10 protein-coding genes are annotated in these 9596 nt (G+C 68.8%); 6 read left to right on the forward strand and 4 right to left on the reverse strand.

Going from position 1 to position 9596, the window contains the following annotated elements:
• Positions 1–29: 29 nt before the first annotated feature.
• From JHC99_RS05530 to JHC99_RS05540, 3 genes are read right to left on the reverse strand one after another with little or no spacing between them, the layout of a single operon-like run.
• A complete protein-coding gene (locus JHC99_RS05530; protein ID WP_292152462.1) occupies positions 30–662 on the reverse strand; it encodes a hypothetical protein in 633 nt (210 codons plus the stop codon).
• Positions 659–1612 carry a hypothetical protein gene (locus tag JHC99_RS05535; RefSeq protein ID WP_292152463.1) on the reverse strand — a complete coding sequence of 318 codons (954 nt, stop codon included), beginning with the start codon at positions 1610–1612 and terminating at the stop codon, positions 659–661. The genes JHC99_RS05530 and JHC99_RS05535 overlap by 4 nt, the downstream gene beginning before the upstream one ends.
• The gene (locus JHC99_RS05540) at positions 1609–2079 is read right to left on the reverse strand and encodes a hypothetical protein (RefSeq protein ID WP_292152464.1); all 471 of its coding nucleotides are present in this window, start codon (positions 2077–2079) and stop codon (positions 1609–1611) included. Before JHC99_RS05540 ends, JHC99_RS05535 begins: the two co-directional genes overlap by 4 nt.
• Positions 2080–2460: 381 nt before the next feature.
• Here JHC99_RS05540 and JHC99_RS05545 point away from each other — a divergent pair, with 381 nt between their 5' ends.
• From JHC99_RS05545 to JHC99_RS05560, 4 genes are all read left to right on the forward strand, one after another.
• On the forward strand, positions 2461–3399 hold the full coding sequence (locus JHC99_RS05545; RefSeq protein ID WP_292152465.1) for a DUF2493 domain-containing protein: 939 nt from the start codon (positions 2461–2463) through the stop codon (positions 3397–3399).
• 317 nt (positions 3400–3716) lie between these two features.
• Positions 3717–4961, forward strand: a complete 1245-nt coding sequence (locus JHC99_RS05550; RefSeq protein WP_292152466.1) for a DUF3363 domain-containing protein — start codon at positions 3717–3719, stop codon at positions 4959–4961.
• 96 nt (positions 4962–5057) lie between these two features.
• Positions 5058–5294: a hypothetical protein gene (locus JHC99_RS05555; RefSeq protein ID WP_292152467.1), complete on the forward strand. Its 237-nt coding sequence runs from the start codon at positions 5058–5060 to the stop codon at positions 5292–5294.
• Entirely contained in the window at positions 5294–6562 is a 1269-nt protein-coding gene (locus tag JHC99_RS05560; protein ID WP_292152468.1) for a hypothetical protein, read from the forward strand. The genes JHC99_RS05555 and JHC99_RS05560 overlap by 1 nt, the downstream gene beginning before the upstream one ends.
• Before the next feature lie 13 nt (positions 6563–6575).
• Here the strand turns inward: JHC99_RS05560 and JHC99_RS05565 are convergent, their stop codons facing one another.
• Complete coding sequence (locus tag JHC99_RS05565; RefSeq protein WP_292152469.1) at positions 6576–7202, reverse strand: SOS response-associated peptidase family protein; 627 nt, start codon at positions 7200–7202, stop codon at positions 6576–6578.
• 152 nt (positions 7203–7354) lie between these two features.
• Here JHC99_RS05565 and JHC99_RS05570 point away from each other — a divergent pair, with 152 nt between their 5' ends.
• Both JHC99_RS05570 and JHC99_RS05575 read left to right on the forward strand, forming a co-directional pair.
• Complete coding sequence (locus JHC99_RS05570) at positions 7355–8113, forward strand: damage-inducible protein (protein WP_292152470.1); 759 nt, start codon at positions 7355–7357, stop codon at positions 8111–8113.
• Positions 8028–9545: a DNA polymerase Y family protein gene (locus tag JHC99_RS05575; RefSeq protein WP_292152471.1), complete on the forward strand. Its 1518-nt coding sequence runs from the start codon at positions 8028–8030 to the stop codon at positions 9543–9545. Before JHC99_RS05570 ends, JHC99_RS05575 begins: the two co-directional genes overlap by 86 nt.
• Positions 9546–9596: the final 51 nt, after the last annotated feature.

A 9596-nucleotide genomic window follows, 5' to 3' on the forward strand; every position in this document is an offset into this window, starting at 1 on the left:
GCTCTCGGCTCCGGGCCTTTTGTCTGTGATCAGGCGAGGACGCGGCCGATGGCCGCGAGCAGCTGGGACACCGGGGTCCATCCCGACCGGACGAGGAGCCCCAGGACGAACATGGCGAAGGCGCGCATGGCGAACATGTGGGCCATCTTGATCGCGGTGACCTTCCTGTTGACGCCCGGACGATTGAGGCGGACGCATTTCAGAAGTTCGCGCGCGAGGGCCACCTTGCGATCGGCCCCGGTCCACATGGTCGCCAGCTCAGCGGCGTCAGGATGGGAGGAGGTCTGAACCTCGATGGCCCGGAGCGCCCAAACGCCGCACCAGAGCAGATACGCCCCGGCGGCGAGGAACAGGGCGAGGGTGATTGCCAGGCGCGGCCAACCCTTGTCCGGCGAGAGCGCGTCCGGTGCGATGGTCGCCAGAATCGGCGCCAGCACGCCGACGAAGGTCAGGTAGATCGCCGCCTTGGTCTCCGCCGTCTTGCGGCGTTCGTTTTCCAGATCCGAGAGCCGACGCGCCTCCTCGATCAGGACATCGAGGTCCTTCGACACGGCGGCCGTCTGGATCACGTCCAGATCGTGCTTGCGGCCCTCGGCCGCCTTCCGCTGCTCATCGTCGGTCGGCGGCTCGAGCATCGGCCAGAACAAATCGACGATCCTCATCGTGCGGCGATCTCCTCAAGGGCGTCGACCAGAGCCGCGGCGATCGGAAGGCCGGTGCGGTTTTCGATCCAGGCCCACTGGCCGTTCGGATTGACCTCCAGGAACCAGAACTCGCCATCGCGATCCCAGACCAGATCGATCGCGCCGAAACCGAGGTTCAAGGCCCGCACCAGGGCCACGCAGCGCGCCGCCACCGTGTCCGGCAGATCGACGACCTCATGCGCCAGATCCGCGACGCCGCCCCGGCGCCAGTCCACCTCGGTTTCCTCGCGGGCCTGAGAGCCGATCGCTGCGGCGAAGACCCGGTCGCCGACCACCGTGACCCGGATATCCGCGCGTTTGAGCACTTCGCGTTGGAGGATGATCGGCGCGGCTTGCATGGCGCGTTCATCCCGCTCGGAGAGTTGCTCGACGCGACTGGTGAAGATGACCGCCTCCCGGCCGCCGTCGATCCGCGCCTCTCGCAGAGGCTTGGCGATCGCCGGCGCCCCGTCGAGAAATCGGCACGCGTACCCGAAGGCGTTGGTCACGAGCGTCTCCGGAATCCGGAACCCGGCCGCGCGCGCCGCCAGCAACTGGCGCGGCTTGTCTTCCGCCACCATGATCGCGGAGGGCGCACTGAGCCAGCGCGGTTCAAGTCGCCCGTACAGGGTCTTCAGAAGACCGCCCCACTCGCTCGCGCAATAGGCGCGCTCGCCCTCGTCGCGCACCGCGGTGTCGATCGCCGGGAGGCCCGGACGGCGGAAGTAGGCCGCTCGCACCGCGTCGCCCGACAGCTTGAGACCGGGGAAGTCGATCGACCAGTCGTCCGCCGCTTCGAAGCCGAGGCGCACCTGGGCCTGCGGCAGCCTCTCGGTATTGAGCCGCGCGTAGGCGACGCCTCGCCTCTGGAGTTCGAGGACGATGAAATCTGTCGTCAGGTCCTGCGCATTGGTGACGAGCAGGATCACTGAATGGGCAGCGGCGGGATGCGCCCCCCGATCGAAGGTTCGAAGATCTCGAGGCCGACGGCCGTATCATCCCGTTCGGTGTTGGCGTCGGTCTTGGTCGTGACCGCCAGCAGCGCAGCCGCCGTGCGGTCGACATCGTCGGCCTCGCCGAGCACCCGCGTCGAGGTGCCGAGACTGGCCTGCAACGCCGCCCGATCGAGATCGTCGTCCTCGGCCTTCACATAGGTCTCGGTGCCATAGTCCAGGCCGCTGCTCACATCGGTGTCGTCGCCCTCCACGCCCACCTTGGTGGAGGTGGAGGTCCGCCCCACCGCCTGGTTGGCCAGGATCAGAGGCAGTGGTCCCTCCTCGCCGTCGACCACCCAGACGTGCTGCTGGTCGCAGTACCGGCCGACAGTTTCATCCGACCCCGTGCGCGGCGTGGCGAAGGTCGTGAGAAACGGGTGGATCGTGTCTTCGGACTTCATGTCTCTCTCCGAAAGCCTGCGGCGCATGCGGGCGTCGTCTGTTGTGGCCCACAGGGTCGATCCGATCGCGCTTCGGCGCAATGATGGATTTCAGGCCCCTGCGAGCTCGGCGTTCCGCCGTGCAGGAAGGCGAGCGCGCGGCGTCTTCTACGGTCTCGGCGCAGCGGCGCCGAACGGTGTCGCCGTCGCGAAGGGCGACGGCGACTTGCCCCCACACAACGCCCTCCGACCTTGTCAGATCACCCCGGAAGTCAACGGCTGCGCCGTTCCCCTTCGCGCCGGGTGAAGGACCCGGCGCTCCGGTGACTGCCGGGGACCCCGATCTGGCCAAGACCGGGGTCGTTGCGCATGGGGCGCACGGCAGTCTCAAGGACTGTTCCAATGACCTATTTCACTGCTTCCTTCTCCGCCTCCCCCAAGACCGACTCCGCCTTCGACGACCAGACGGCTGCTCTCAACGATCCGCGGCCTCACCCGACCGAAGCGGCCCTCGTCCAGCTCGGGCGCGCGCTCATGACCGAGCTGCTGGATGTGATTTCGGACACGGCGCTGGAGGACTTCCAGACCCTCCTCGGCGAAGCCATGATCGGCGCCTTTCATTCGGCGGCCGGTCGCATCGAACGAGAGGCGGATCGGGCCCGGGACGCGATGCGCACCCTGGACCGCGACTTCGACGGCTCGGAGGCGGCCGACGTCGAACTCCAGGAGGCCACCGCCAAGGCTCGCGCGGGCGATATCGCCACCCAGGCTTGCGAACTGATCCGGGACGCGGCGTCCGAGAGCTGGACGATCGCGACCGGCGAGGTCTGGACGGCGTGGCGCGGCAGCCGACGCGGCACTCATCTGACAGCCGCGCAGCTGGAGGCCAAACAGGCGATCCGGGCGATCCGCAACCGCCGGGCGGGCGAGGCCGATCCGGGCGGGCCGGTGGTCGCCTTCCGCGGCGCACCGGGGGCCGACACCTCAGAGGACGCGGGTCGCATTTTCGACGCCTTGAACTGGGCTCGGCAGGAGTGGCCGGACATGGCTCTGGCGACCACCGGGGCGAAGGGCTCCGAGAAGCTGGCGATCAAATGGGCTCAACAGAAGGGTGTGAAACTGATCCTCGCACGGGCGGACTTCGACGCGCACGGCAAGGCCGCTCCCTTCCGGGCGAACGACGAACTCATCGCCCTGGAGCCCGAGGTCTGCCTGACCCTGGTGCATTCGGTGGATCGATCGCGGGCGGATCAGCGCCCGTTCGGTCCCGCCCTCAACCTCGGCCAGAAGGCCCTGGAGAACGGCATGCGACACGTGCCCATCAAGGCGCGCGCGGCCTGACGAACTCTGGTTCGACACGCGACCCGCTCGGCTCCGGCCGGGCGGGTTTTTTCTTGTCGTCCGACTGGCTGATCCCATCGTCCCCCACCGGGAGAGGTCGTTTGACGATCGTCTTGTCGATGATTGATCGGTCGTGTTCACTGGTGAAACGCTTGGGCCGGAATCGTCAGAATGGGGGCTTAGGGCAAGATAAAAGAGGGGGTTTTGCCTTCTGCTTTTCCGAGCCCCGGCAGATACTTGGGGGATCGCCGACGCCCTCTGACGACTTGCATTGAGTTGCCTGCGGATTCGGCCCCGAGTGAGCCGGAGCGACGCCCATGCAGGTCCGAACCGCCATCGACATCCGCTTGTCGCAGGCTGAGCCAGGGGACGTCTCAAGCCTCCGCGTCCGACTTCCAAGCCGGCTGAAATCCGACCAGACCAGCGTCCGCGTCGCCCTGTTCCAGCGCTTGGCCGCCTCGCGTCTGTTCGCCTACGGAGACCGGGCCGGATGTCTGCGCGCCGCCCAGAACCGATCCGGTCGCCCCTTCCGCCTCGACGTTCGACAGAGGGTGGTCGTCAAGGCGCTGGTCTCGCGCCACAGCGGCAAGGGTTTCGCGCGCGGCGCGGCCCTGGCCGCTCACATCGCTTATCTGTCACGGCTCGGTGCCGGCGAGGAGCAGTCCCGGCCCGACGTCTTCAACGGGAGCCGTGATGCGATCGACGCCGCCGGGGCCAGCGAGGGCTGGGCCAAGGACCGTCACCACTTTCGCTTCATCATCTCCCCGGAGCACGGCGATCGCATCGCGGATCTGCGGGGATTTACCCGGGAGGTGATGGCCCGGGTCGCCGACGACCTCGGGGAACCGGGACTGACCTGGATGGCGGTCTGTCACTACGACACCGACCAGCCGCATGCTCACGTCCTGGTACGAGGACGCCGAAGTGACGGCAGGGACCTGGTGATCCCGCGCGACTACATCGGCTACGGCTTTCGCGCGCGAGCCCAGGAGGTCGCCCAGGAACGGCTCGGCGACCTCAGCCGACAGGACGCTGAACGTCGCGTCTGGCGCGAGACCGAGGCGGACCGTTTCACCGCCTTCGACCGACGTCTGATGGCCGCCGCCGACGCCTCGGGTCAGGTCGATGACGGCCTCGGCGGGACCGATGCCTGGACCGCCCTCACACGGGGACGCCTGCGACATCTCGAAAGGCTCGGTCTCGCCACTCGGACCGGCCGACGCTTTCAACTGGCCCCGGATCTCGAACCTCGTCTTCGCCGCCTACAGCTCTCGAAGGACGTGATCCGTACGCTGAACCAGCGTCGGATGCAGGGCGCCGTCGCGGTCGATCAACTGACCCAGGGATCGGTGCGCGGGAAGGTCGTTCAGGCAGGCTTCCATGACGAACTCGGCGGCTCGCCCTATCTGGTTCTGCGCAGTGCGGATGGAGCCGAACACTACGCTCGTCTCGGCGTCGGCGCGGCGCCGCCGGCGATCGGCAAGACCCTCTCGGTGGCGATCGGGGAACGTGGATTCGCCCAGGTCGTGAGCGCCCAACTGGGACGTGGAATCGGGCGCTGAGCATTCCAAGAGACGCGCCCGCCAACCTTGTGAGCGAACATTGATACTCAACCCGCAGTGGTGCTAGAGTGCCCTTCAGACCTCCGGGGGGACGGCATGGCGGCGCTGCGTTTTGTGATCCTGATCGACGACTTCAATCGTCCCAGCCAGGACGAGTATCTCATCGCCATCGAGAAGCCGGACCTGCCGGCCCTGCTGGTCGCCGCCGAGAACTGGAACGGGCTGAACAAGAACGTGGCCAAGCGCCGCTACGTGGCCAAGCGGTTGCAGAGCGTCACCGTCCGGCGCGATGGCGCCGAGTTTCCCGGCGCCGCCTATGTGTTGATGAGCTGATGAGCCGCGCTCTTCTTCTGTCGGCCGCCGTCGCCGCCCTCGCCCTCGGCGGTTGCTCCACCGCGCTGAAGCGCCACGAGGCCATCACCACGGCCGAGGCCCAGTCCCCGCTCGTGCAGGTTCGGCTGTTTGCGACGACGCCGCCGTCGGAGACCCGCACGGTCCGGGGTCTGGATCTGGCGCCCGAAGCCCAGGCGGCCCTGACCGCCGCCATGCTGGCCGAGGGTTGGAGCACGGACGAGATCATCACCGAGATGGCCCGCCAGCAGACCCCGCGCGCCTACGAGCGACGCAGTGATCCGCTCCGCCGCAAGGTGCGGTTCGTGATGACCGTCGAAATGGTCCCGGAATGGTCGCGCGATCCGGCCAATATCGCCGATCGGGTCGAGGACCTCGTCATCACCCTGGAGCCCACCAATGGCGAACGGTTCATCAGCTGGGAGCAGCAGGCGACCGTCTACAATACGGTGAACCTCGGCAGTCAAACGGATACGGCGAGTTTCACCCTCGGCGCGGAGGCCGGCGTCGATGTCGGCGGGTCGCTCGACAGCCTGTCGATCAGCCCCGAATACACGCGCTCGCGGGAGACGGCGGAGACTCTGACCACCCGGGTCGTGGCGTCGAATGTGTCGGTCGACGACGGCGCCCTGGTCTTCTCCCAGGGCAGCGCCCCGAACCAGAACCTCGTCGGCAACATCGTCGTCGATGCGACCCTGAACCTGCCGGCCGCTTTGTCCCGGACCGAGATGGCCTGGCGGACCTCCGAACTGATCGAGGCGCGCGGCGTCTGGGCCGATCCCGCCCGGGTCACCCTGCGGCCCGTCCAGATCACGGTGGCAGCGAGACCTCAGCCCTTCTGTGTGCGGATGGGCGTCAGCTACCGGGTGCGGCACGTCACTCAACCGACCGCCGCGCGATCCGTCTCGGAAGGCGACGACACCGTGGTGCGGATGACAGGCGCGACCTCTGAGACCGTGTCGCTGAGCGGCGCTGACCTTGGCGCGCTGTGGTCGCTGAGGACCGCAGGCCATGTGGCCGTTTCGCTTCAGGCCCGGCGCCCCGGATCGCAGCCGGTAACGCCCGGATTCGAAAGCGCTGCCACGGCCAGCCTCTTCCGGGACTGGCTGATCGCGACGGGCGCTCCCTCGACGCGGGACTTCCTGATCGTGGACGATGAAGGCAGGCCCATCCCGGTGGCGGAGTATCAGACTCTGCAGCTGGTCGAGCGCAAGCTTGGCGAGGGCGGAACCACCGCCTGCTCGGCCTGATCCAGCCCAGGCCTCAGGCGGCTTCCGGAAAGACCTTCTCCACTTCCAGGGTTCCGGCCGGCGAGGCGCGTAGCAGTTCGCCTTCGGGCTTGCGCAACTCCAGCCAGTCGAGGCCGGCGTCGGGTCTCAACAGGACGATCTGCCGATCGTGATAGGGGGCGATGTCGGGGCCCGGCTCCGTGGTGAGCATGGCGAAGGCTCCGTCCCGGACAAGCCCTGCGATCCAGAACACCGGATCGCCAGCGAAGGTGAACCGCCATTTGGTCTTGCGCTTCTGGCCGGGCTCCGGGTCGGTGAACTCGAAGAAGCCGTCAGCCGGGATCAGACAGCGGACCGCGCCGGCGAAGGATCGACCGTCGGATCGGAAGTTGAAGACCGGTCGGCCCTGCGGCGCCTTCCAGGCCCAGGGGGTCACCACCATCTGCGGACCGTCCGGGCCAAGGGTGATGATCGGGGCGCGGTCGCCGATCCGGATCGACGCCATGGGACCGAAGTTCGGCATTCCGCCCGGGAACACCAGCCGGTCGCCTGTGCGGTTGAAGACCTCGATCACATCGTCGAACGGCAGGATGAGCTGGTATTCGTTGCACATGCCGCGACAGCCTTTCTCGACAGCCGCCGCCGGGGCGACCGGGGCCATCTGATCACGTCAGGGGCGGTCGCGAAAGGCGCACCCGGGGACGAGAGACCAGCGTCTGGTGGGGACGGTCGCACAAGATCGATTGACTCCGGACCCCATCCGGATTGAGAACATAAGAAGAACATTCATTCCTCGGACCAGGAGGCCGTCAGATGCAGGACCGCCGATCCGCCGAGATCGAGACGCTGCGCGACCGTATTCGCGCGGTGGAGTATGCGCATCGCCCGGACGGCGGCGTACTCCCCTTCGGCGTTCCCGAGGTCGATGCCTGCCTCCCCGGCGGCGGACTGGCGTTGGGCGCCCTGCACGAAGTCGCAGGTGGGGGCGAGGAAGCGATCGACGGAGCCGCCGCAGCCTTGTTCGCAGCGGGGATCGCGGCGCGAAGGCCGGGACAGGTCCTCTGGTGCGTCACCCGGCCCGACCTGTTCGCGCCCGCGCTCAGCCAGGCGGGACTGGGGCCGGAGCGGGTGATTTATGTGGAGGCGGGCGACGAGCCGACGCTGCTGGCCTGTTTCGAGGAAGGCTTGCGGCACGGTGGGGTCGCCGCCGTGGTCGCGGAGACCGCCCGCCTCGGCCTCACCGCATCCCGGCGCCTTCAGCTGGCGGCCGAAGGCTCAGGCGCGCTCGGACTGGCGGTCCGGCGATGGCGACGCGCCGCCGACGCCGCCGACTTCGGCCAGCCGACCGCCTCCGTCACCCGATGGCGAGTCAGTCCGGCGCCGTCCTCACCGCTCCCCGTGCCCGGCGTCGGTCGCCCGCGCTGGTTCGTCGAACTCCTTCGCTGCCGCGGCGCCGAGACCGCGGACTTCACCCTGGAAGCCTGTGATGAGACGGGTCGTCTCGCTCTACCTGCCGAACTGGTCCGTCGATCGCCTGCGGCGCGACCTGGGCGACGACGCGCCGCCGCCTGACGCCCCCCTGATCCTCGTCGGACGATCCGGCCGCCGCCGGGGCGTCCTGGCCGCCAACCGGGCGGCTGTGGGGCTGGGCGCGCGGGTCGGTATGGCGGCGACCCAGGCCCAGGCTCTGATCCCCGGCCTTATCGTGCGCGATGCCGATCCGACCGGCGACGCGGCGGCTCTCGACCGGCTCGCCGTCTGGGCCCTGCGTCGCTACGCGCCCGTATGCCAGGCCGATGGCGACGGTCTGGCCATCGACGCCACCGGCGCCGCCCATCTCAAGGGCGGCGAGGCGGCGATGCTGGCGGACCTGCGGACACGCCTGTGCGGAGCGGGCATCGAGGCGGACGCAGCGATCGGCCCGACGTACGGCTCCGCCCACGCGGTGGTCCGGTTCCGCCGGGATATGCGGATCATAGATCCGGACACCGTCGATGCGGCGGTGGGGCCTCTGCCGCTGGCCGCCCTGCGTCTGCCTCCGGACTTGATCGTAAGCCTGAAGCGCATGGGTTTCGAGCGGGTGGCCGATGTGGCTCACCGCCCCCGCGCGCCCTTGCTCCACAGGTTCGGGCCGGACCTGGGCCGCCGACTGGACCAGGCCTACGGTCGAACAGACGAGCCGCTCCTGCCCGTTTCGGCGCCCGAGGTTCCCGCCGTCACCCGGACTTTTGCCGAGCCCATCGGCGCGCCTGAGACCCTGGCCCGGTATGTGGGCGGCCTGGTGCATGAGCTGTGCGCCGTCCTTGAGACAGGCGGCCTAGGCGCGCGCCGGCTCGACTGGACCTGCGTCCGGGTCGACAACCGCATCGAAGCCGTCCGCGTGGGTCTGGCGCGTCCGGTTCGGGACGCCGCGAGGCTGACCCGGTTGCTGACCGATCGGATTGAAACCATCGACCCCGGGTTCGGCATCGAGCGCATGACCCTCGCGGCGATCAGCGCCGAACCGCTCGACTGGCGTCCCGTCGGATCGACCTTGGGAGAGGCGACGCCCCCCGACCTGTCCGACCTGGTGGATGTCCTCGCCAATCGGATCGGACCGGGCCGTCTCTATCGGCTGATGCCGGTTGAGAGCGACGTGCCCGAGCGGTCGACGCAGCGCGTCTCGCCGTTGGCGGCGGTCCCGGCGCTGGACTGGAGCCCTGATTGGCCCCGGCCCGCACGCCTGTTTCGTCAGCCGGAACCCGTGGAGACCCTGGCCCTCCTGCCCGACAACCCGCCCTCCCATTTCACCTGGCGCGGCGTGCGGCGGCGCGTGGTGCGCGCGGACGGTCCTGAGCGCATCTTCGGCGAATGGCGGCGGCGCGACGCCGAGGTCTGGGCGGTGCGGGACTATTTCCAGGTCGAGGACGAGGCGGGGCGGCGGTTCTGGTTGTTCCGGGCCGGCGACGGCGAGGACGGTCGGACCGGGGCGCAGGCCTGGTTCATCCACGGGCTGTTCGGGTGACCCCCGGACAAGACCAGGAATCACTGCGCCGATTTCGTCCGGCATGGCAGG

The sequence above is a fragment of the Brevundimonas sp. genome, from assembly GCF_016463485.1.
Taxonomy (GTDB): Bacteria; Pseudomonadota; Alphaproteobacteria; order Caulobacterales; family Caulobacteraceae; genus Brevundimonas.

What these genes read in the sequence shown, in the direction of transcription:
- JHC99_RS05550 (WP_292152466.1), top strand. Translation starts at nt 3,717, where the DNA reads ATGCAGGTCCGAACCGCCATCGACATCCGCTTGTCGCAGGCTGAGCCA.
- JHC99_RS05575 (WP_292152471.1), top strand. Translation starts at nt 8,028, where the DNA reads ATGAGACGGGTCGTCTCGCTCTACCTGCCGAACTGGTCCGTCGATCGC.
- JHC99_RS05560 (WP_292152468.1), top strand. Translation starts at nt 5,294, where the DNA reads ATGAGCCGCGCTCTTCTTCTGTCGGCCGCCGTCGCCGCCCTCGCCCTC.
- JHC99_RS05540 (WP_292152464.1), bottom strand. Translation starts at nt 2,079, where the DNA reads ATGAAGTCCGAAGACACGATCCACCCGTTTCTCACGACCTTCGCCACG.
- JHC99_RS05555 (WP_292152467.1), top strand. Translation starts at nt 5,058, where the DNA reads ATGGCGGCGCTGCGTTTTGTGATCCTGATCGACGACTTCAATCGTCCC.
- JHC99_RS05570 (WP_292152470.1), top strand. Translation starts at nt 7,355, where the DNA reads ATGCAGGACCGCCGATCCGCCGAGATCGAGACGCTGCGCGACCGTATT.
- JHC99_RS05545 (WP_292152465.1), top strand. Translation starts at nt 2,461, where the DNA reads ATGACCTATTTCACTGCTTCCTTCTCCGCCTCCCCCAAGACCGACTCC.
- JHC99_RS05565 (WP_292152469.1), bottom strand. Translation starts at nt 7,202, where the DNA reads ATGGCCCCGGTCGCCCCGGCGGCGGCTGTCGAGAAAGGCTGTCGCGGC.
- JHC99_RS05530 (WP_292152462.1), bottom strand. Translation starts at nt 662, where the DNA reads ATGAGGATCGTCGATTTGTTCTGGCCGATGCTCGAGCCGCCGACCGAC.